The 20,876-nt window shown below is 65.6% G+C and carries 16 protein-coding genes; 8 read left to right on the plus strand and 8 right to left on the minus strand.

Features of this window, described 5'->3' with window-relative positions; all coding sequences use genetic code 11:
- Nucleotides 1-240: 240 nt before the first annotated feature.
- A complete protein-coding gene (locus ABIA42_RS12470) occupies nucleotides 241-1,119 on the plus strand; it encodes a DUF6502 family protein (protein ID WP_370113353.1) in 879 nt (292 codons plus the stop codon).
- Nucleotides 1,116-2,300: a DUF5666 domain-containing protein gene (locus tag ABIA42_RS12475; RefSeq protein WP_370113351.1), complete on the plus strand. Its 1,185-nt coding sequence runs from the start codon at nucleotides 1,116-1,118 to the stop codon at nucleotides 2,298-2,300. The genes ABIA42_RS12470 and ABIA42_RS12475 overlap by 4 nt, the downstream gene beginning before the upstream one ends.
- A gap of 133 nt (nucleotides 2,301-2,433) precedes the next feature.
- On the opposite strand, the gene ABIA42_RS12480 is transcribed toward ABIA42_RS12475, so the two are convergent.
- Nucleotides 2,434-3,789: a peptidoglycan DD-metalloendopeptidase family protein gene (locus ABIA42_RS12480; RefSeq protein WP_271530565.1), complete on the minus strand. Its 1,356-nt coding sequence runs from the start codon at nucleotides 3,787-3,789 to the stop codon at nucleotides 2,434-2,436.
- A 111-nt stretch (nucleotides 3,790-3,900) separates the two neighbouring features.
- The gene (locus tag ABIA42_RS12485; RefSeq protein ID WP_370113349.1) at nucleotides 3,901-4,590 is read right to left on the minus strand and encodes a peroxiredoxin; all 690 of its coding nucleotides are present in this window, start codon (nucleotides 4,588-4,590) and stop codon (nucleotides 3,901-3,903) included.
- A gap of 195 nt (nucleotides 4,591-4,785) precedes the next feature.
- Here ABIA42_RS12485 and ABIA42_RS12490 point away from each other — a divergent pair, with 195 nt between their 5' ends.
- On the plus strand, nucleotides 4,786-8,595 hold the full coding sequence (locus tag ABIA42_RS12490; protein WP_271530567.1) for a DUF3971 domain-containing protein: 3,810 nt from the start codon (nucleotides 4,786-4,788) through the stop codon (nucleotides 8,593-8,595).
- 157 nt (nucleotides 8,596-8,752) lie between these two features.
- Here ABIA42_RS12490 and ABIA42_RS12495 read toward each other — a convergent pair whose 3' ends face one another.
- The 4 genes from ABIA42_RS12495 to tyrS form a co-directional block, all read right to left on the minus strand.
- A complete protein-coding gene (locus tag ABIA42_RS12495) occupies nucleotides 8,753-10,447 on the minus strand; it encodes a methyl-accepting chemotaxis protein (RefSeq protein ID WP_271530568.1) in 1,695 nt (564 codons plus the stop codon).
- Nucleotides 10,448-10,812: 365 nt separating this feature from the next.
- Nucleotides 10,813-11,250 (minus strand): DoxX family protein, encoded by a 438-nt coding sequence (locus ABIA42_RS12500; RefSeq protein ID WP_271530569.1) that lies wholly within the window; start codon nucleotides 11,248-11,250, stop codon nucleotides 10,813-10,815.
- 218 nt (nucleotides 11,251-11,468) lie between these two features.
- Nucleotides 11,469-12,740, minus strand: a complete 1,272-nt coding sequence (locus ABIA42_RS12505) for an MFS transporter (protein ID WP_370113346.1) — start codon at nucleotides 12,738-12,740, stop codon at nucleotides 11,469-11,471.
- A 57-nt stretch (nucleotides 12,741-12,797) separates the two neighbouring features.
- Complete coding sequence (tyrS, locus tag ABIA42_RS12510) at nucleotides 12,798-14,051, minus strand: tyrosine--tRNA ligase (protein ID WP_370113344.1); 1,254 nt, start codon at nucleotides 14,049-14,051, stop codon at nucleotides 12,798-12,800.
- A 165-nt stretch (nucleotides 14,052-14,216) separates the two neighbouring features.
- Here tyrS and ABIA42_RS12515 point away from each other — a divergent pair, with 165 nt between their 5' ends.
- The 3 genes from ABIA42_RS12515 (at nucleotide 14,217) to ABIA42_RS12525 (ending at nucleotide 16,428) form a co-directional block, all read left to right on the plus strand.
- Nucleotides 14,217-15,320: an anhydro-N-acetylmuramic acid kinase gene (locus ABIA42_RS12515; protein WP_271530572.1), complete on the plus strand. Its 1,104-nt coding sequence runs from the start codon at nucleotides 14,217-14,219 to the stop codon at nucleotides 15,318-15,320.
- A gap of 97 nt (nucleotides 15,321-15,417) precedes the next feature.
- A complete protein-coding gene (locus ABIA42_RS12520) occupies nucleotides 15,418-16,095 on the plus strand; it encodes a glutathione S-transferase family protein (protein ID WP_370113341.1) in 678 nt (225 codons plus the stop codon).
- Between the two features lie 9 nt (nucleotides 16,096-16,104).
- Nucleotides 16,105-16,428, plus strand: coding sequence for a multidrug efflux SMR transporter (locus ABIA42_RS12525; protein ID WP_370113339.1), 324 nt, complete (start codon nucleotides 16,105-16,107; stop codon nucleotides 16,426-16,428).
- On the opposite strand, the gene ABIA42_RS12530 is transcribed toward ABIA42_RS12525, so the two are convergent.
- Nucleotides 16,425-17,072 (minus strand): alpha/beta hydrolase, encoded by a 648-nt coding sequence (locus ABIA42_RS12530; protein WP_024337874.1) that lies wholly within the window; start codon nucleotides 17,070-17,072, stop codon nucleotides 16,425-16,427. The genes ABIA42_RS12525 and ABIA42_RS12530 overlap by 4 nt on opposite strands.
- A gap of 337 nt (nucleotides 17,073-17,409) precedes the next feature.
- Entirely contained in the window at nucleotides 17,410-18,261 is an 852-nt protein-coding gene (locus ABIA42_RS12535) for a LytTR family DNA-binding domain-containing protein (protein WP_370113337.1), read from the minus strand.
- A 182-nt stretch (nucleotides 18,262-18,443) separates the two neighbouring features.
- On the opposite strand from ABIA42_RS12535, the gene ABIA42_RS12540 reads away from it, so the two are divergent.
- Together ABIA42_RS12540 and ABIA42_RS12545 are read left to right on the plus strand one after the other, a co-directional pair.
- Nucleotides 18,444-19,637, plus strand: a complete 1,194-nt coding sequence (locus ABIA42_RS12540; protein ID WP_271530576.1) for an acyltransferase family protein — start codon at nucleotides 18,444-18,446, stop codon at nucleotides 19,635-19,637.
- A 48-nt stretch (nucleotides 19,638-19,685) separates the two neighbouring features.
- A complete protein-coding gene (locus ABIA42_RS12545; RefSeq protein WP_370113334.1) occupies nucleotides 19,686-20,825 on the plus strand; it encodes a cysteine desulfurase family protein in 1,140 nt (379 codons plus the stop codon).
- Nucleotides 20,826-20,876: the final 51 nt, after the last annotated feature.

The raw sequence follows: 20,876 nt of genomic DNA on the forward strand, positions 1-20,876 counted from the left end.
GATGACGCCGCGCAGCAGCGCCGGCAGCATCGGCTCGATCGCGCCATGTCTCCAGTCGGGAGCCGGCACAGCACGCGGTGAACTGGAAATGCGGACCAGGCGGTCAGCCATGGGTGAAGTCTCTTCTCTATGTCGCGCCCCTCAGTGGCGTCTCGTATATGTGGGAAAATTTACCACGTCAATTGCGGCACGGAAAAGTGTGGGATTGTGTCCCACGTGTTGCATTGGTACAATTCAGACATGAATGCCAGGTCCGGGTCCAAAGCAGCGGCACCGCAGCCGAATGCCGCCGCGAAGCTGCACGCGCCGCTGGCGCGGCTGCTGCGCCCGCTCGTGCGGCTCTGCATCCGAAGCGGCATGACCTTTCCGGCGTTGGCGCAGCTGCTTCGCGAGCTGTTCGTCAACGTCGCCGAGCACGATTTCGCGCTGGAAGGAAAGGAGCAGACCGACAGCCGGGTCAGCCTGCTCACCGGCATCCATCGCAAGGAAGTGGCGCGGCTGCGCGGCGCCGGCGCGCCTGTGCACGAGGCGCCGGCGGCGGTATCGCTGACCAGCGCGGTGATCGCGCGCTGGCTTGCCGCGCCCGAGTTCACCGATGCCAGGGGCGAGCCGCTCGCTTTGCCGCGCACGGCCGAGGGTGATGCGCCCTCGTTCGAGCAGCTCGTCGCCTCGGTCACCAAGGACGTGCGCCCACGCGCAGTGCTCGACGAATGGATCGACCGCAAGCTCGTCACCATCAACGAGGCCGACGAGATCGAGTTGGTCGAGGCCGCGTTCGTGCCGAGCGGCGAGGACGACGGCAAATGGCACTATCTCGGCCGCAATCTGCACGACCACATCGCTGCCGCCGCGGAAAACGTCTCCGGGCCCGCGCCACGCTTCCTCGAGCGCGCGGTGCACTACAACAACATCTCGCCGAAGCTGGCGCGGCGGCTCGAAGCGCGCTCGCGAGAGCTCGCCATGGACGCGCTGAAGACCGCCAACCGCGAGGCCAACCGCGCGCTGGCCAAGGACAAGGGCGGCAATGCCCGCTGGAATTTCGGCATCTACATCTACAGCGAGGGTGCCGACGAGGAGGGTGAAGCGAAGGTGCGTGGCAAAGAGGGCGGTCCTTCATGAGCCGGCCGCCGGTCATCTCCCGTCGCCTGCTGCTGGCTGGATTCTGGCTCGCCGGCACGGCCATCGCCCGTGCACAGGTCAAGCGTGGCACCGATCAGGGCATCGGTGGCACCGGGATCACGCGCGGCGATGATCACGGCATCGGCGGCACCGGCATCGTCGGCGTGATCCAGCGTTTCGGCAGCATCTACGTCAATGGCGAGCGCATCACTTATGCGAGCGACGTGCCGGTCCGCATCGACGGGGAGGCGACCAGCCCCAGGGCGCTGCGCATCGGCCAGCTCGTGCGCGTGGTTGCGATCCGTCAGGCCGACGGCACGCTCGTCACGCGCAACATCACGGTCGCGAGCGAGGTCTCCGGTCCGATTGAGCAGGTGAAGGGCAACGAGCTGACCGTGCTCGGCCAGAAGATCTTCGCCGGCGACAAGGCGAGCAAGCTGCGGACGGGTACACAAGTCGCCGTCTACGGCTTGCGCCGGACTGACGGGGTCATCGTCGCAAGCCTGGTGGAGCCGAGGCGCAACGCGGCCGCGCGCGTGACGGGCTTGGTCGAGCGCGGGCCGGACGGCTTGCGAATCGGCGGATTGAAGCTGCGCGGCGTCGATCCCCTGCTGGTCGGCCAGCGCGTCCAGATCGAGGGCAGCGCGAGCCAGGGGGCGATGCAGGCGGCGCGCACGCGGATCGACGATTTTTCGGATCTCGTCGGCGCCAGCCGCCTGTCGATCGAGGCCTATGTGCAGCGGGCGGGTTCGAACCTCCAGCTCGGCTCCGGGCTCATTGCCCGTGACGGCTCGCGCTTCGGCCCAGCCGCCGGCGAAGCGCGCATGGTGGTCAATGGCGTGTTCGACCGGTCGCGCGGGCTTCAGCTCGATTCGGCGCAGGCGATTGGGCAATTCCCGGGATCGCCGGGGCAGGCACCCGGCGGAGCGGGGCATCCCGGGCGCTCGCCGGGCGGCTCGATCATGCATCCAGATCGCGGCACCACCCCTGGCGGCGGCCAGCCCGGCACTCCGGGCGCGCCTGCGCCAGGCGCGGGGTCTGGCGGGCCGTCCGGCTCTGCGCCGACAGGACCGAGCGGCCCGTCAGGTCCCGGCGGTCTGGGCGGGCCCATGGGACCCGGTGGTGGAATGGGTGGTGGCGGCTTCGGCGGTCCCGGAGGCGGAATGGGTGGCCGGCGGTGAGGGCCGCTTACGGGACAGAGAGAAGCGCGGGACTAAGGCATGATCCGGAAAAGTGCGCAGCAGTTTTCCGAAAGGATCATGCTTAAGCAACAACCTGAAGCGCGATGACGATTCATCCCAATCGCATCGCGCTTTAGCCCGCGCTGAGACGCACGCCGGCGCGCAGGAATTTCTGCGGATCGACTGCTTCGCCCTCAATGCGGGTCTCATAATGCAGATGCGGACCGGTGGAGCGGCCGGTCGAGCCGACGAGCCCGACGACCTGGCCGATCTTCACGATCTCACCGACCCTGACATTGATCTCGGAGAGATGGCCGTAGCGGGTCGACAGCCCGTTGCCGTGGTCGACCTCGACCATGCGGCCGTAGCCGCCGGACCAGCCCGCCGAGACCACCTTGCCGTTGGCGGTGACGCGAACGGGATCGCCGGTGGCGGCGCGGAAGTCGAGCCCGGTGTGCATCGCGGGCCGCCCGAGGAAGGGATCGCTGCGCACGCCGAAGCCGGAGGTGAACTCGACCTCGCCGATGACGGGCTTGCGGTAGGGCACCAGCGCGAGCGTGCGGTTGAGACGGTCCATCTCGGCGCGCGTGGTGTTGATGCGATTGAGCTGCTTCTCGAACGGTCCGGCGTTGGGGGTCAGCCTGACGGGTACGAAAGGCCCGCCCATCGCGGAGCGCGGCACGGCGGCTTCGAGACTGGCGAGGTTCAGGCCGAGATCGCTGACCACGCCGCGCATGCGGCGCATGCGTGAATCCATGCTTTCCTCGACGGCGTTGAGCGTCGCCATCTGGCGCCGCTCGACCTGATCGAGCGAGTTCGTGAGCCGGGCCAGCACGTTGTCGAAACCGTGGTTCTTGGCGAATTGGCTGGTCGGCGGCGCCGCGACGGTCGGAGCGCGCGATTCGAGGCGCGCTTCGCGGTCCGGCGGCGCCACGAAGATGACGGTGTCGCTGATCGGCGACGGCTTCGGTGTGGCCTGGCTAGCATCGCCGCGCTGCGGGGCGGAGCGGGGAATCGAGCCGGTCACGTCGGGCATGGCTCCGAGCGCCGTGGCCCGGGACTCCAGCGCCGTTTGGCGCTTCATGATCTGGTCGAGCTTCTGGTCGAACTGTTCCTGGTCGAGCAATTGGCGGCTGGTGGCGCGGTCGACCTTGGCGCGCAGCTCGGCGATGCGGTCCTCATAGGCATATTGCATCTCGGCCTGACGGGCGATCAGCCGGGTCAGGACGTCGTCGCGGAACGCAAAGTAGGTGGCCGTCGCGGCCGACCACAGCCCGAGCAGCACCACGGTGCCGACCACGATCCAGAAGACCACAGGGCCAAAGCGGACCTGCTTGCCGGCATGGACGATGGTGTAGGCATCGTCGGCGGCGGGCAGGGGAATCGCGGCGACCGCCGCCGGGGCGGCCGGACGGCGATGGAGGACGCGTCCGTGGTCATGAGGATGATGTTGGGGGTAGTGCGAGTATTGGGCAGAACTTTTCGACATCGGCACTCCCGCGCCGGTCGGATGGGCTCCTTGCGGCTCAATTGCCGCAGCAATCTGGGCTGGTCATGGTTAATTTTCTGGAAACGGGAACGGGCGAATTCAACGGACTGGTTAAAGGCTTGTTGCCGCTTCCAGCACCTCGTCGGCATGGCCGTCGACCCGGACATTGCGCCAGATCCGGGCGACCCTGCCGTCGGTCCCGATCAGTATCGTGGTGCGAAGAATTCCCAGGAAGCTTTTGCCATACATGGATTTTTGGCCCCAGGCGCCATAGGCCTCCAGCATCTCATGTTTCTCATCCGAGATGAGGGGCACGCCCAGCTTGTGCTTGTCGCGGAACTTTTCCTGGGCCTTTAACGGATCGGCGGAGATGCCGAGCACGGCCGTGCCGGCGGCAGTGAAGGTGCCGGCCAGGCGGGTGAAGTCGATCGCCTCCCGGGTGCAGCCGGGCGTGTCGGCCCGGGGATAGAAGAACAGGACGAGCTTTCGCCCGGCATAGCCCGCCAGCGTGACCACGTCGCCGCCGTCGCGGGGCAGGCGGAAGGCGGGGGCCTTCTGGCCCTCAACCAAGCCGGACTTCGCCTCAGCGGGTGGGGAGGCCGTTTTGGGTGATTTTAACTGTTCCGATGCGGCCTTATGTGATCCTGCTTTTGCGATGGTCCCGGTTGATTTGCCTGCCGGTGTCCGGTGTGTTTGCGCGGACTTTGCTTGAGTCGATGCCCGCGCTTTTGCGGTCTTCTTTTTGGCGGTCGAACTGCCGGAGGACGTTTTGGACGATTTCTTTCGGGATTTCTGGGACATACGCCTTCCTTTCGACGCTTTCGGCGGGTCAATCGAAGCGGTATTGCAGCCCTCGTCCGGCGTGCCGGAATCGCGCCCTCGGCTGGGCAAGTCTGACGACGCCGGAGTATGGTTACAAGGAATTCCACCGACCACCCCACTGCTCGTTGAACGCGCTCCCGGGGCGAAATGACGAACAGCAGGAATATACGAGGTATGGCGGCAGTGCCGGCGCAGGGAGCACCACTTCCCGTGGCCGGCTGCGGTCCCGGCGGCGCTCAATCCTATGACGGGCGCCTGTATCGAGAAGCAATGGCAAGGAATACGTCGCCCCAGGACTACAATCGGGATTTCGATCGGCGCGGCGGCCAACATGAGCCGCAGGAATGGGACGACGCCGAGTGGGATCCGGATCAGGAAGCGGCGGCGGGCCATCGCGCGCGGCGGCTGCTGGCGCGTTCCGGTTCGGGCTTCCATCGCTTCGGTGGCGGATTCGGCGGCTTGCGCCGCCGGCTGGGTGGTGGTCGCTGGCTGAAGCGCATCGCGGTGGTTCTCGGCACCCTGCTCATCATCTTCGTCGGCTGTTTCGGCGCGCTGTGGTGGCGGCTCGGCGCCGGTCCCATCAATCTGGACATCGCAACGCCATGGCTGGCGGCCGCGATCGAGGACAATATCGGTCACGGCAACACGGTTGAGATCGGCGGCACCCAGATCGAGCGCGCCGGCCGGGTCCGCATCGCCGTCCGCATCCGAGACATCATCGTTCGCGACCGCGATCACGCCATCGTCGCCAGCGCGCCGAAGGCCGAGGTGAAGCTGTCGGGCGCGGGTCTCCTGATGGGGCACCTGCGCGCCGAAAGCCTCAATCTCGTCGATGCCGAGCTCGCGATCCGCATCGCGCCCGATGGCACCGTCACCGTGTCGGCCGGCGATACCGCGAAGCCGCTGGCGACCGGCGTCGCCTCCAAGAAGGACGCGGGCCTGCCGCCGACTTTCCCGCGCAACGGCGTCCCACCGCCGCCATTCGCGACCGGACCCGCGAGCCCGGAGGTGTCGCAAGCCGCACCGCAGGCGACAGCGCAGAGTGGCATTCTCCAGGGCCTCGACTGGCTCGACAGCCTGAGCATGACCGGCCTCGACGGCCAGAACCTCAACGAGATCGGCCTCAAGAACGGCAACCTGATCGTCGACGATCAGCAGCGCGGCAGCAAATGGTCGTTTGAGAACATCACGCTCAGCCTGCGCCGGCCGAGCCGTGGCGGCGTCGCGCTCAGCCTCGGCGAGGAGGGCGCGCGCCCGTGGATGCTGCGCGCCACGATCGGTCCCGCCGAGAACGGCGTGCGCTCCGTCGACATCAAGGCCGACAAGGTCTCGACCTCCAACATCCTCCTGGCGCTGCGGGTGAAGGACTTCACCTATACCGCCGACCTGCCGCTGACCGGCGAACTCAAGGGCGAGCTCGGCCGCGACGGCGTGCCGACCTTCTTCCGCGGCAAGATCGCGGTCGGAGCCGGCAACATCATCGACACCGACACGCCCGACTATCCGATGGCAATCGACTCGGCCGAGATCAATGTCGAGTGGGACGCCAACCGGCGCGTGCTGGTCGCTCCGTTCAAGATTCTCTCCGGCGCGAACCGCCTGACGCTGCTGGCTCATCTCGAGCCGCCCAACGGCAGCACCAACGACTGGCAGCTCGGCTTCAGCGGCGGTTCGATTCTGCTCGGCGGCATCGACAACGAGCCGCCGCTCGTCTTCAACCGCATTGCGATCGGAGTCCGATTCGATACGGATCACAAGCGCCTCTTGCTGACGCAGGCGGACATCAGCAATGGCGAGATCGGCGTCGCCGGCACTGGTGCCATCGACTATTCCGGCGAGCCGCGGCTGACGCTGGGCTTTGCGGGAACGCCGATGTCGGCCTCGGCCTTGAAGCGGATGTGGCCGACGCTGATCGTCCCCGAATTGCGCGAATGGGTGATCGAACGGATCGAGCGCGGTACGCTCCAGCGCATCGAGATCGGCATCAACTCGCCGACGAAGAACCTCCCGCGCAGGGGCCCGCCGATTCCGGACGACGGCCTGTCGGTCAACATCGTGGCGAGCGGCGTCTCGGTCCGCCCCGTGGACGGCATGCCGGTGGTGCGCGATGCCGATTTGAAGGCGCGTGTGACCGGGCGCACTGCGACCGTGAACATCGGACAGGGCGTTGCGGATACGCCTTCGGGGCGCAAGGTCACGATCTCCGACTTCGTCTTCGAGGTGCCCGATATGGCGCCCAAGCCGTCGCCGTCGCGGAGCAGGTTCCGGGTCGATGGCCCGGTGCCCGCGGCCGCTGAAATGCTCGCCAATGATCGGCTGAGCGATCTGTCGTCGACAGTCGTCGATCCCAACACCAGCAAGGGGACGTTCTCGGCGAACATCCAGCTCGGCATGCCGGTCAAGGGCGAACTGACCAAGGCTGACACCACGTATGCCGTCACTGCCGACCTCAACGGCTTTGCCGCCGAGAAGCTGGTGATGAACCAGAAGCTGGAGGCCAACAACCTCAAGATCGTCGCCAATAACCAGGGCTACCAGGTCAAGGGCGACGTCAAGATCAACGGCCAGGCGGCCTCGCTCGATTATCGCAAGCCGGCCGAGGGCGATGCGGACGTCCGATTGCAGGCGACGCTGGACGATGCCAGCCGCGCGCGCCTGGGATTCGATCTGAGCCCCGCCGTCAGCGGATCGTTGCCAATCAAGCTCTCGGGCAAGATCGCAAGTGGCACGGATCAGACGACCAAGCTCGGCGTCGAGGCCGACCTGACCTCGGTCAAGCTCGACAACATCCTTCCCGGCTGGGTCAAGCTGCCGGGCAAATCCGCCAAGGCGAGCTTCAAGGTGGTGCCGACGGCGCAATCGACGCGTTTCGAGGACATCGTCATCGACGGTGGCGGAGCCTCGATCAAGGGCTCGCTCGAGATCGACGCGAACGGCGATCTCATGAACGCCAACTTCCCGACCTATGCGCCGTCAGACGGCGACAAGGCGTCGCTCAAAGTAGAGCGCAGCCAGGACGGCGTGGTGCGCGGCACCATGCGCGGCGACGTGTTCGACGGCCGCGGTTTCTTGAAGTCGGCGATCTCAGGCAATTCCAGGGACGACGGCAAGAGCAAGCTGAAGAACGTCGATTTCGACATCGACGTGAAGCTCGGTGCCGTCGCCGGATTCAACGGCGAGGCCATGCGCAGCGTCGATGCCAAGATGTCGAAACGCAACGGCGCCGTCAAAGCCTTCACGCTGAGCGGCAAGATCGGCCGCGACACACCGGTGGCAGCCGATCTGCGCGGCGGCCGCGCGCAGGGCAGCCGCGAGGTGATCTATCTGCAGACCAACGATGCCGGCGCGCTGCTGCGCTTCACCGACACCTACACCAAGGCGGTCGGCGGCCAGATGGTGGTGGCGATGGAGCCGCCGACGTCCGAGCCGAACGCCTCGCGCGAGGGCCTGATCAATGTGCGCGACTTCATGGTGAAGGGCGAGGCGCAGCTCGAACGCGTTGCCGCCGGCGCGCCCAACGGCACCGGGAATGGCGTCTCCTTCAGCGCGCTTCGCGCCGAGTTCACGCGGCAGAACGGTGCGCTCACGGTCCGCGACGGCGTGGTCAAGGGGCCGATGATCGGTGCCACCATCGAGGGCTCGATCGACTATCCCGGCAACCAGGTGTGCATGAGCGGCACCTTCGTGCCGATGTACGGCGTCAACAACATCTTCGGCCAGATCCCGTTGTTCGGCATCTTCCTCGGCGGCGGCAACAACGAGGGACTGATCGGCGTGACCTACGAGGTCGTCGGCACCCCGGCGGCCCCGGTGATGCGCGTCAATCCGATCTCGGCGATGGCCCCCGGCCTGTTCCGGAAGATCTTCGAGTTCAACACCGGGAAGCAGAACTCGCCGTTCGACGAATTCCCGTCGCAGTCCAACGACGGCTCGACGGGATCGACGCGCCAGCTGTCGAGCGGTTGCAGCCTCGCGCGGCGATAAACGCCCACATTCCCAAGTGCTCGTCATGCCCGGGCTTGTCCCGGGCATCCACGTTCTTCGTGCGGCGCGGCCAAAAACGTGGATGGCCGGGACAAGCCCGGCCATGACGAATGTGGCGACGCTTTCGCGCTAAACGTCTCGAGTCGGGGGTGGCGCGTTAGGCGGCGCGCACGCCGGCCAGGAACGTCCCGACCTCGCCGGAGAGCTGCTCGGCCTGCTTGGAGAGGTTCGAGGCCGCAGCGAGCACCATGCCGGCGGCGTTGCCGGTCTCGTTGGCGGCAGTGGAGACGACGCCGATATTGGTGGTGACCTCCTTGGTCGCCTCCGCCGTCTGCGAGACGCTGCGGGCGATCTCGGCCGTGGCGGCGCCTTGCTCCTCGATGGCGGCGCCGATCGAGGTCGCGATGCGGCTGACCTCCTCGATGGTGGCGGTAATGCCGCCGATCGCATCCACCGCTTCCTTGGTCGCGCCCTGGATCTGGGCGATCTTGTCGCCGATCTCGCGGGTGGCTTCCGCAGTCTGGCTCGCCAGCGACTTCACCTCGGAGGCGACGACCGCAAAGCCGCGGCCGGCTTCACCGGCGCGGGCCGCCTCGATGGTGGCGTTGAGCGCGAGCAGATTGGTCTGTGCCGCGATGCTGGAGATCAGCTCGGCGACGTGCTCGATCTGCTGGGCGCCGTCGGACAATGCGCGCACGATGGTGTCGGTGCGGCGGGCGCTGTCCACGGCGCGGCCGGTGACCTCGGCGGATTGCGCGACCTGACGGCTGATCTCGGTGATGGAGGAGGAGAGCTCTTCCGCGGCGGCCGCGACGGTCTGGACGCGCTGGCTGGCTTCGGTGGCGGCCGAGCCGACCACGGCGGCGCGGCTGTTGGTGCCTTCGGCGGTCGAGGACATCGACTTGGCGGTGGCCTCGAGCTCACCGGAGCCGGAGGCCATCAGGCCGACGAGCTGGCCGACGGAGGCATCGAAGCGGTCGGCAAGCGCGATCAGGGCCTCGCGCTTCTCCTGTTCGGTGCGCGTCTTGGTGGCGGCCTGTTCGGCCTCCAGCGCGCGCGCTGTCAGAGCCGTCTGGCGCAGGATTTCGAGGGTCTCGGCCATGCGGCCGATCTCGTCGCCGCGATCGGTCTCCTCGACCGGCTTGTCGATGGCGCCTTCGGAAATCTCCTGCATACGATTCTTCTGGCGGTCGAGCGCGCCGAGCACGTCGCGGGCGATCAGCCAGGACAGCGTCGCCATCAGCAGCATCAGGCCGATGCCGATTGCGCCGAGCTCTAGCGTCAGCGCGCGCACGTCGGCGTCGATGTCGTCGACATAGAGGCCGTAGCTGATGGTCACGTTCCAGGGCGCGAATTTACGTGCGAACACCATCTTGCGGACCGGCTCGGTCTGGCCGGGACGGGGATAGAGATAGGAGGTCACGCCGCCCTGCGCGGTCTCGCTGCCGGCCTTGATGATGGCGTCGGCGATCAGCACGCCGTTGGAATCCTTGGCGCCGGTGATCTTGCCTTCGAGCTGCTGGTTGGCGCCGTTCACGACCAGGGAGGTGTCCTGATTGTAGACCACCGGATAGCCCTGACCGCCGTTGAAGCTCATGCGGCGGCCACGCTGGTGGAACAGGGCCTTGGCGTCGGCTGGCGTCAGCTTGCCGGCGGTCACTTCGTCCTGGAGCGATTGAGCGTAGTTGAAGAGGAGCTCCACTGCGGTCCGCATCTGCTGGACGCGGTCCTCCATCATGCGGCTCTTGCTGAGCACGGCCGATACGCCGATGATGGCCGTGACTGTGAGAGCCGCAAGGCAGACCATGCTGGCGAGCTTGGTGCGGATCTTCAGATTGCTCAGCAACTTCATCACAGCCCCTACGGAATGGTTGTTATTGCTCGCATGGGTAGCATGAAGTTCTTACCAATCATGAACATAAGCGCGCAGAAGCGCGCCGCGCGAAAGCAGCGGTGCAGCCTTATGCGCAAGCCTGCAACCAAATCGACGACAGGTGTCGATGCAGGCCAATGCAGATGCCGGAGAGAATTGGTCTTTCGCTTTGGCGGTCAGCCAGCCTGGCAGGAGCGCTCATGAATCGATTCGTTCACCGAATCATCATGTCCGTGCTGCTCGTGGCGGTCCTCGTTCTCATCTGGAACGTGCTGGGGACGCGGTGACCGGCACCGGCAGATCCGCCGGTGCCGTCTTACTTTCAGGTTAACCGGCGAAGCGCATCAGCGCCGCGCATAGGCGCCGCCGCCTGCGTCGCTCTCCTTGCCCATCGCGGCATCGACGCTCACCGAGCCGCCGCCGGCCGCCGAGAGATAGAGACAGGCGAAGCAGAACAGGATCGCGGCGGTGCCGCCGTTCAGCAGCGGCAGGAACACCGGCGTCTCGCCCTTGAACATGTGGCCCATGAAGTAGGCGAAGGCCATTTCACCCGCGAGGATGAACGCGGTGAGCCGCGTGAACAGGCCGAGCATCAGGAGCGCGCCGAGCACGAGCTCGATCGCGCCGGCCGTCCAGATCAGCGGCGGAATGTTGGCGAAGTAGGGAAGCACCGGAAACTTGAACAGCTTGGCGACGCCGTACTGGAACAGCAAGAGGCCGGTGACGAAGCGAAACAGGCTCAGCAGAACCGGTTGAAAGCGAGAGAGATAAGGAAAGTCCATTGGTTTGCCCTCCATCCAATGCTGCGACTTGGACCGTATTCAGTTTCGTCTCGCAAGCCACCTACGATCAATTCCGCGCTGACATTTTTGTCATGTCGGACAAAACACCGCAGGCCCGGCTTTTCAGCCGCGCGCGATCCGCCTTTTTTGCGCGTTCGCCTCAGGCTCGTAGGTAATATCCCGGTGACGCCAAGGGATGCAGGTTACGTCGGGGAGACCTACTCCCGCAAGGCGGGGACGATCAGGAATGGAATCATTCCGAGGATCACGCTCGCAAGCGCGAAGACCAGCAGGAGATTGTAGCCGTGCGTTGCATCGTGAATCAGACCGCCGCTCCATGAGCCGAAGGCCGAGCCCAAGCCGCTGCCGATCGAGATCGTGCCGAAGATGGTGCCGACGCGCTTGCCGCGAAAGATCTTCATCGCGGTGGCGGTGATCAGCGGCCCGCGGGAGCCCATCATGCTGCCGAAGCAGACGACGAAACCGGTGAGCAGGATGACGTTCGGATAGTACTGCAGCAGCCAGAGCAGAACGATGCCAAGGATCGAGATCGCGTAGCTGAGCAGCACCGACGGCCGGCGTCCGATCAGTCCGTCGAGCGCGGAGACGCCGAGCATGCCGAACACCAGCACGACGCCGGAGAAGCCCCAGGCGGTCGCAGCCTGGAGCGGCGGAAAGCCGGCGTCGATCAAATAGGCCACGATCTGCGCGGCGATGGAATACATGCCGACCGCGGTGAAGAAGAAGGTCGAGAACAGGGCCCAGAAGGCATGGTGACGCATCGCGCTCACAAGCGTCCAGCCGCTGTCGACGAAATCCGGATCGCTCTTCTTGGTGACGTGCGGTGAGCCGGCCGCGAACACGCGCCAGGGCAGGAGCAGCAGCGGCACCAGCAGCCCGAGCGCGGCGAGGCCATAGGCCTGATAAGTTTCGCGCCAGCCGAGATGATCGATCAGAAGCTGCGAGGCCGGAAGCAATGCCAGCACGCCGCCGCCCATCGCCGAATAGACCACGGCCATGGCGGTCGGCAGCTTTGGGCCGAACCAGCGGCCGAGCAGGATCGAGTTGGGCACATTGCCGATGAAGGCGACGCCGATGCCGAGGCAGATGCCGATCGAGAGCTGGAATTGCCAGAGGGCTTGCGAATGGCTCGCGATCAGAAAGGCCGAACCGAGCAGGACCAACCCGAGCGCATAGACGATGCGCGGTCCGGAATGATCGAACAGGCGCCCGACCAGCGGTGCGGTCAGCCCGCTGACGAGCCAGGTCAGTGAATAGATCGAGACGGCCTGGGCACGGTCCCAGCCAAGATCTTCGGAGATCGGCTTGAGGAAGACGGTGAAGCTCTCGCTCAGCCCGCGGCCAAGAACCGCCAGCGTAAAGCACAGGCCGAGCACGACGAGAGCGGTGCGCACCGCGTTCGGCCTGGTGCTTCCGGCTCGTTCCTTGCTCGCTTCCGCTGTCGTTTCCTTGGGCGTGTTCTGGTCCATTGCCGGTCAGGAGGCGCGCTTCGACGCCGCCTGACAAGCAGTGAAAAGCTCATACGCCTATGCAGGCTTGATGAGCACGTGCTTCTTCTTGCCGAAGGACAGCTTGATCACGCCTTCCGGCGTCAGATTGCCCGCCGACAGCGCCATCTTCTCGTCGGTAATTGGCGCGTCGTTGACGCGCAGGCCGCCGCCCTTGATCTGCCGCCGGGCTTCACCGTTGGAGGCAACCAAGCCTGCCCTGACGAAAGCGTTGAGTACGCCGAGGCCGGCGTCGAGCTCGCCACGCGGAATTTCCACCGTCGGCAGGCTTTCGGCGAGCGCGCCTTCCTCGAAGGTGCGGCGCGCGGTCTCCGCCGCTTCGTTCGCAGCGTCCCGGCCGTGCAGCAGCGCGGTTGCCTCGGTCGCGAGCACCTTCTTGGCCTCGTTGATCTCCGAGCCGCCCAGCGCCTCGAGCTTCCTGATCTCGGCGATCGGCAGCGTCGTGAACAGCTTCAGGAACTTGCCGACGTCGGCATCCTCAGTGTTGCGCCAGTACTGCCAGAAGTCATAAGGGCTGAACTGGTCGGCGTTGAGCCAGACGGCGCCTTGCGCGGTCTTGCCCATCTTGGCGCCCGACGCGGTCGTCAGCAGCGGTGTCGTTAGCGCGAACAGCTGGTGGGTGCCCATGCGGCGGCCGAGATCGACGCCCATGATGATGTTGCCCCACTGGTCCGAGCCGCCCATCTGCAAGCGGCAACCGGTGCGCTTGGCTAGCTCGACGAAGTCGTAGGCCTGGCAGACCATGTAGTTGAACTCGATGAAGCTCATCTCCTGCTCGCGCTCGAGACGCAGCCGCACGGAGTCCATGGTCAGCATGCGGTTGACCGAGAAGTGCCGGCCGACGTCGCGCAGCATCTCGATCCAGTTCAGCCTGGTCAGCCACTCCGCATTGTCGAGCATGATGGCGTCGCTCTTGCCCTCGCCATAACGCAGTACCTTTGCGAACACGCCGCGGATCGATTCCTTGTTGGCCTCGATCTCGGCGACGGTGCGCATCGCGCGTGTCTCGTCCTTGCCGGAGGGGTCGCCCACCATGGTGGTGCCGCCGCCCATCAGCGTGATCGGCTTGTTGCCGGACTGCTGGAGCCAGTGCAGCATCATCATGGTCAGGTAATTACCGATGTGCAGCGAGCGGGCGGTGCAATCGTAGCCGACATAGGCGATGGCTTCGCCCTTGGCGGCAAGCGCATCCAGCCCCTCGAAATCGGAGCACTGGTGGATGAATCCTCGTTCCTGCAGGATATTGAGGAAATCCGATTTAAATGCAGTCATCTGTCGGCGTGCCTGACAATTCTTGGTTTACTGTTTTGGGGGCAATTTAAGGGTCTTCCGCGGGAACCCGATGACCGCCCGCCACTTGGCGCGTTGGCATTATAAGATGTGTCCCTCTGGCACAAGATCGGCAGGCCAGGGCGGGTCTCTTGAGGACGCTGATCCATGATGTTGACGGCACTCGGTCTGATGAGCGGCACCTCGCTGGATGGGGTGGATGTCGCGCTGATCGAAACCGATGGAAAACAGGTCAAGGCGTTCGGGCCGTCCGGCTACCGGGCCTACAGCCCGGCCGAGCGCAACCTGCTGCGCCAGGCGCTGAGCGAGGCCGTGCAGCTGCAGCAACGCGACGCCCGCCCGGGCATTCTGGCCGATGCCGAGCGTGCGGTGACGCGGGCCCATGCCGAGGCGGTCACTGCCTTCCTCGCCCAGAACCGCATGAGGCCGGAGGACATCGACATCGTCGGCTTCCACGGCCAGACCGTGCTGCACCGGCCCGAAAAACGGCTGACGGTCCAGATCGGCGATGGGCCGGCACTGGCCAAGGCGATCCATATTCCCGTCATGTATGATTTCCGCGCGGCCGACGTCGAGGCCGGCGGGCAGGGTGCGCCTTTCGTGCCGGTCTACCACCGGGCGCTCGTCCAATCGCTGCAGCGCGAGGGGCCGATCGTCGTGGTCAATATCGGCGGCGTCTCCAACATAACCTATATCGACGGCAACGACGCGTTGATTGCCTGCGACACGGGCCCCGGCAATGCGCTGCTGGACGATTTCATGTACCGCACCATGAACCAGGCGTTCGATGCCGAGGGCAAATTCGCAGCGCTCGGCAAGGTGGATGAAGCCTGGATCGCGCGGGCGCTGGAGCTGCCGTTCTTCGCGCTGCCGCCGCCGAAATCGCTCGACCGCAACGACTTTGCCGCCCTGAAGCTCGGCGACGTCGCGCCGGCCGACGGTGCCGCGACGCTGACTGCCTTCACCGCGGCGGCGATCGCCCGGGTCATTCCGCTGTTGCCGCGGCGGCCGCGCAGCTGGATCGTCTGCGGCGGCGGCGCCCGCAACCTGTCCATGCTGCGCATGCTGCGGGAGCGGGTGGGCTCGGCAACCGTCGAGGCCGCCGAAACGCTCGGCTGGGCCTCCGACGCCATCGAGGCGCAGGCCTTCGGCTTTCTCGCCGCCCGCGGCTTGAAGGGCCTGCCGCTGTCCTATCCTTCCACCACGGGCGTGCCCATGCCGATGACAGGCGGGGTCATGGCGCGGCCCTGAGATCACGACCGATTAATGCAGATGCATTGATCTTGACGGATACATGTAAATGCATCTATTTTGGATGCAGTTGCATCAACCTGCCGGGATCATCGCCATGACCGCCTCGCTCAAACTGATCAGCCACAAGCTTTGCCCCTATGTGCAGCGCGCGGTGATCGCGCTGAAAGAGAAGGGAGTGCCGTTCGAGCGCATCGACATCGATCTCGCCAGCAAGCCCGACTGGTTTCTGAAGCTGTCGCCGCTCGGCAAGGTGCCGGTATTGGTTGTGACGACCGACAGCGGCGAGGTTGCGCTGTTCGAGAGCAACGTCATCTGCGAGTACATCGAGGAGACGCAGGGCGGTGCGAAGCTGCATCCGGCGTATGCTTTGAAACGTGCCGAGCACCGCGCCTGGATGGAGTTCGGCTCGGCGATCCTCGGTGATCTCTGGGGCCTGGAAACCACGACCGATCCGGCGACGTTCGAGAACAAGCGTCAGGCGCTCGCGGCGAAATTTGCGCGCGTCGAGGCTGCGCTTGGCGCAGGTCCATTCTTTTCCGGCGACGCGTTCAGTCTCGTCGACGCCGTGTTCGCGCCGATCTTCCGCTATTTCGATCTGTTCGACGAGCTGACCGAGCACGGCATCTTCCGCGATGTGCCGAAGGTCCGTGCGTGGCGCGCCGGGCTCGCGAAACGTCCGAGCGTGCGCAGCGCCGTCGGCGCGGACTATCCGCAATTGCTGCGCGCCTTCCTCGTGCGGCACGACGCGCATCTGCTCAAGCTTGCGGCCTGAGCGCGCGCCATGTCGCCGTCATTGGCTTGGGCCATGCTCATGCTCGCGGGCCTGCTCGACGTCGGCTGGGCGATCGCGATGAAATATGCGGAAGGCTATACGCGGCCCGGCTGGAGCGTCGCGTCGCTCGTGCTGCTCGCTGCCTTCGTCTTCCTGCTGGGACGCGCCTTGAAGGTGCTCGAGGTCGGCGTCGCCTATTCGGTCTGGACCGGCATTGGCGCCGCCGGCACCTTCCTGATGGGCGTGGCTCTGTTCGGCGAGTCCTTGAGCGCGATGAAGCTTGCGGGCATCGCGCTCGTCTTGATGGGGATCGTCGCGCTCAAGCTGGCTTAACGCACGTTGGCGAGACGCATGTCCAGATACGCCGTGATGGTTTCCATCAGCGGCTCGAGCTTGGCGTCGAAGAAATGGTTGGCGCCGGGGATGATCTGCTGGTCGATCACGATGCCCTTCTGCGTCTTCAGCTTCTCGACCAGCGTGTTGACGTCCTTGGGCGGCACAACCGCATCCTTCTCGCCATGCACGATCAGGCCCGACGACGGGCAGGGCGCGAGGAACGAGAAGTCATAGAGGTTCGCGGGCGGCGCGATCGAGATGAAGCCTTCGACCTCGGGGCGGCGCATCAGCAGCTGCATGCCGATCCAGGCGCCGAACGAGAAGCCGGCGACCCAGCAGGCGCGCGCTTCGGGATTGATGGTCTGCGCCCAGTCGAGCGCGGCGGCCGCATCCGACAGTTCGCCGGTGCCGTGGTCGAATGAGCCCTGGCTGCGGCCGACGCCGCGGAAATTGAAGCGCAGCACCGAGAAGCCGCGATGCGCGAAGGCGTAGTAGCACTGGTACACGATCTGATGGTTCATCGTGCCGTGGAACTGCGGATGCGGATGCAGGATCATCGCGATCGGCGCGTTCTTCTGCTTGGCCGGATGATAGCGGCCTTCGAGACGGCCCGCAGGGCCGGTGAAAATGACTTCAGGCATGGATGTCTCTGATTGAGTCCCTTGGAGGTGATCCCTGCGCAATCAACCGACTGTGGCTCCATCAGCGTTGCCGCCGACGGGAGCACGAATGAGGGTGGAGAGGCGCGCCCTCGGATGATGCGCGAGTGGCGCGCAGGTGAACTGACGCGCGCGTTCTAGCACGAGGCAAGGGTCAAAAAGCAAGCTTCTTCGACATCTCTCAATGGGCTCAAGAGCTTAGTCGGTCATGGCAGCGTCATCTTCGGCCTGCCGCCCATGATCGGGATCTGCCTGGGTTCAACCGGAGAACGGCGGGAGCTGGCCGCTCTGCCGGAGGGCAGCGCTCAACCAATTGGAATCACGATTGTTTTTCCCGTCGATCGGCAGTGGTGATTCCCGCCGGGGCGGTTCGGCTTCCGAGCGAGGCGACAGCCGGCCGGTAACGTCGGCTGCCCCCGAGCGATTGCCCGTTGTCGAAGGCGAGCTCGAAATCTCCGGAAGGCTTGAGGTCCACGCCGCGCACCCGGTCGAGATTGGCAAGCTTGGTCCGATGAACGCGAACGATGGAGAAACGCGCCAGCTCGCTTTCCGCGGCCGCCAGCGTGCCCCGGATCAGGTGCTGGGTGCCGTCGGCGAGGCTGTATTCGATGTAGTTGCCGGCGGACGCGACCCAGAGGATGTCGCGCGGCACCACGCGAAGGCGGCTCGTACCGTCGCGCAGCCAGATCACATCCGGTGATAAAGCCTGTTGGGGGACCGGTGGTGTCGGCGGAGCGGCCGCGGCGCTTTTCAGCTCGCGGCGGCTTTCGAACAGCCAGATCGTGCCGGCGATCAGGACGACGGCCACGGCATCCTTGCGGAATTCGTAAAGGACCGTCGCAAGCGAGAAACGGAAATCGTAGGCTCCGCCGGCGAGCCAGAGCGCAAGCTTCCGCACCCAGACCATGCCGGTGATGTGGAGCGCCGAAAAGCCGAGCAGGGCGATCGCCCCGATTGCTGCGCGGGCGGCAAGGCCGGGCGTCCGGCGCATGCGGCGGACCGCCAGCACCAGAATCGGCAGCAGCAGTAGGATGACGGCAATGCTCGACATCTCCCAGAACAGCCGCCGGCCGATGTCGTAGCGGTCGCCGCGCCAGGCGGCGTCCTGAGCGCCCGAAAACGCGTTGACGATTCCGATCGCGAGCGCAACCGCCGCAATCGCGGCAAACATCGTCCGGTCGCCGCCGCTGGTCCCAAAGGGCCCGCGACTCGTCCCGGCCGCGGGCGGCTCGTCCCCCCGCGTCCGATTCTGATCCCAAACCGGCTCGACGCGCGCCGCCGGCGGAGCATTTTCGGTGTCAGCAGCCATGGCCCGGAAACCGCGTTCGTCGTTCCGTCAAGGAGCAGAATACCATGACAACACCACAGCAGTTCCAAAGCTCGGACAGGCGCATCGATCTGGACTGGGTGCGGATTTTAGCCTTCGGGCTGCTGATCTTCTACCACGTCGGCATGCTCTACGTGTCCTGGGGATTTCACATCAAGAGCGTGCACCGGCTCACCTGGCTGGAACCGGTAATGCTGTTCCTCAATCCCTGGCGGCTGTCGCTTCTGTTTCTGGTGTCCGGGGTTGCCACACGCTTCATGCTGGACAAGTCGAGTCTCGCCTCGCTGGCCGGTGCGCGGTCGGCGCGGCTCTTGATCCCGCTGATCTTCGGCATGCTCATCATCGTGCCGCCGCAGTCCTACCTCCAGATCGTCGAGAGCCTCGGCTATTCCGCGGGCTTTTTCGATTTCTACACCCGGCACTATTTTGTCTTCGGGGCGCAGTTCTGTCCGAACCCTTGCATCGTGTTGCCGACCTGGAACCATCTCTGGTTCGTGGTCTATCTGTGGGTCTACACGATGGCCTTGCTGGGCGTGCTCGCGCTTTGGCCGGCCGGCGCTGACTGGCTCAGCCGCAAGCTGGCCGTCTTGCTCGCCGGGCCATGGCTCCTGATCGTGCCGTGCCTGCTGTTTGTGGCTTGGCGTCTGGTGCTGTTCCCGGCCTTCCCGTCGACGCATGCGTTGTTCGGTGACTGGTACAACCACGGGGACCACGCCACGGCCTTCCTGATCGGCTTTCTGCTGGCGAAGCAGGAAGGGATCTGGCGCAACGTCGAGGCCCGGCGCTGGGTGGCATTGGTCGCTGCGGCCATCTGCTTCTCGGCCTTCATCCTGGTTCGCTTCGGTCTGTTTGCGCCATCGCCGGCGCTGAAGTGGGGCGCCGCCTCGGCCTATGGTGGCTACCAATGGCTCGCGATTGCAGCCGTGCTGGGCTTTGCGCGGCGCTACTTCACGGCCGACGGCGCCGTGCGTCGCTATCTGACCGACGCGATCTTCCCGTACTACATCGTGCATCAGACCGCGATCATCGTGATCGCCCATCAATTGCATGACACCGGTATGCCGGCCGGGATCGAGGCGTCCATCGTCATCGTTGGGACCGCACTCACATGCGTGATGACCTATGAAATCGTCCGGCGCATCGCCTGCCTGCGGCCGCTGTTCGGATTGCGGGCGGTGCCGCGGACGGTTCTCAGGACGGAGCAGCACCAGCCGGTCTGATACGCTCCGTCCCGTTGGTCCGCTGGCAAAAGGTGCTAAGAGGGCGAGATGCTGACACGTGTCTATCTCGACTGGAACGCGACCACGCCGCTGCGCCCCGAGGCGCGGGCGGCGATGGTCGCGGCCTATGACCTCGTCGGCAATCCGTCATCGGTCCATGCCGAGGGCCGGGAGGCGCGACGGCTGGTCGAGGAGGCCCGCGCCGCGCTGGCGGCCGCGGTCGGCGCGCTGCCACGAAACGTTATCTTCACCTCAGCTGGAACCGAGGCCAATGCGCTGGCGCTCTCGCCGGGTCTGCGGGGGCCGTCGGGAGGCCCCGTCGAGCGGCTGCTGGTCTCGGCGGTTGAGCATGCTTCGGTGCTGGCGGGCGGCCGGTTCCCGTCGGATAGGATCGGCCTGATCCGGGTCACGCGCTCCGGCGTGGTCGACCTCGAGGATCTGAAGGTGCAGCTCAAGGACGGCCCGCCAGCCCTGGTCTCGATCATGGCCGCCAATAACGAGACCGGCGCGCTCCAGCCCATCGCTGAGGCCGCAAGCGTCGTCCATGAGGCCGGCGGTCTCCTGCACGTCGATGCGATCCAGGCACTCGGGAAAATCCATTTCGATATCAATAAGGTAGGTGCAGATCTTGGCGCCTTTTCTGCGCACAAGATCGGCGGCCCCAAGGGGGTCGGCGCACTGGTGATGGCCGACGGGATGGTCGGCCTGGAGCCGGTGCTGCGTGGTGGTGGGCAGGAGCTCAACCGTCGGGCCGGAACCGAGAATGTCGCGGGGATCGCCGGCTTCGGGGCGGCGGTGAAAGCCGCGCTTCAGGCTCTGCCGGAGGATGTGAAGCGAATGGCAACTCTCAGAGATCGTTTGGAAAATGGCCTTCGCGACGTTGCCGGAGCGACGGTCTTTGCGGATGACGTGGAGCGGATACCGAATACCGTGCTTTTCACCGCTCCAGGCCTGAAGGCCGAAACTGCCGTGATCGGCTTCGACCTGGAGGGGATCGCCGTCTCCTCCGGTTCCGCCTGCTCCTCCGGCAAGGTCCAGCCGTCCCACGTCCTGTCTGCCATGGGCTACGACCCCGCGGTCGCCCAGGGAGCGGTGCGCCTCAGTCTGGGCTGGTCCACGGAGCCAGATGACATCAATAGGGCGTTAGAGGCTTGGCGAAAGCTTGGTAATACCCTACTTAAGGGCTAAGCGACGAAACACGGCTCGAACGGTTCTAAGCCCGTGCTTTCCGCAGAGAAA

Source organism: Bradyrhizobium sp. USDA 327, assembly GCF_041262065.1.
Lineage (GTDB): Bacteria > Pseudomonadota > Alphaproteobacteria > Rhizobiales > Xanthobacteraceae > Bradyrhizobium > Bradyrhizobium liaoningense.

Bases quoted from the DNA above. Each gene is read 5' to 3' on its own strand.
- ABIA42_RS12470 (WP_370113353.1), top strand. From the start codon at position 241: ATGAATGCCAGGTCCGGGTCCAAAGCAGCGGCACCGCAGCCGAATGCC.
- ABIA42_RS12475 (WP_370113351.1), top strand. From the start codon at position 1,116: ATGAGCCGGCCGCCGGTCATCTCCCGTCGCCTGCTGCTGGCTGGATTC.
- ABIA42_RS12480 (WP_271530565.1), bottom strand. From the start codon at position 3,789: ATGTCGAAAAGTTCTGCCCAATACTCGCACTACCCCCAACATCATCCT.
- ABIA42_RS12485 (WP_370113349.1), bottom strand. From the start codon at position 4,590: ATGTCCCAGAAATCCCGAAAGAAATCGTCCAAAACGTCCTCCGGCAGT.
- ABIA42_RS12490 (WP_271530567.1), top strand. From the start codon at position 4,786: ATGGCGGCAGTGCCGGCGCAGGGAGCACCACTTCCCGTGGCCGGCTGC.
- ABIA42_RS12495 (WP_271530568.1), bottom strand. From the start codon at position 10,447: ATGAAGTTGCTGAGCAATCTGAAGATCCGCACCAAGCTCGCCAGCATG.
- ABIA42_RS12500 (WP_271530569.1), bottom strand. From the start codon at position 11,250: ATGGACTTTCCTTATCTCTCTCGCTTTCAACCGGTTCTGCTGAGCCTG.
- ABIA42_RS12505 (WP_370113346.1), bottom strand. From the start codon at position 12,740: ATGGACCAGAACACGCCCAAGGAAACGACAGCGGAAGCGAGCAAGGAA.
- tyrS (WP_370113344.1), bottom strand. From the start codon at position 14,051: ATGACTGCATTTAAATCGGATTTCCTCAATATCCTGCAGGAACGAGGA.
- ABIA42_RS12515 (WP_271530572.1), top strand. From the start codon at position 14,217: ATGATGTTGACGGCACTCGGTCTGATGAGCGGCACCTCGCTGGATGGG.
- ABIA42_RS12520 (WP_370113341.1), top strand. From the start codon at position 15,418: ATGACCGCCTCGCTCAAACTGATCAGCCACAAGCTTTGCCCCTATGTG.
- ABIA42_RS12525 (WP_370113339.1), top strand. From the start codon at position 16,105: ATGTCGCCGTCATTGGCTTGGGCCATGCTCATGCTCGCGGGCCTGCTC.
- ABIA42_RS12530 (WP_024337874.1), bottom strand. From the start codon at position 17,072: ATGCCTGAAGTCATTTTCACCGGCCCTGCGGGCCGTCTCGAAGGCCGC.
- ABIA42_RS12535 (WP_370113337.1), bottom strand. From the start codon at position 18,261: ATGTTTGCCGCGATTGCGGCGGTTGCGCTCGCGATCGGAATCGTCAAC.
- ABIA42_RS12540 (WP_271530576.1), top strand. From the start codon at position 18,444: ATGACAACACCACAGCAGTTCCAAAGCTCGGACAGGCGCATCGATCTG.
- ABIA42_RS12545 (WP_370113334.1), top strand. From the start codon at position 19,686: ATGCTGACACGTGTCTATCTCGACTGGAACGCGACCACGCCGCTGCGC.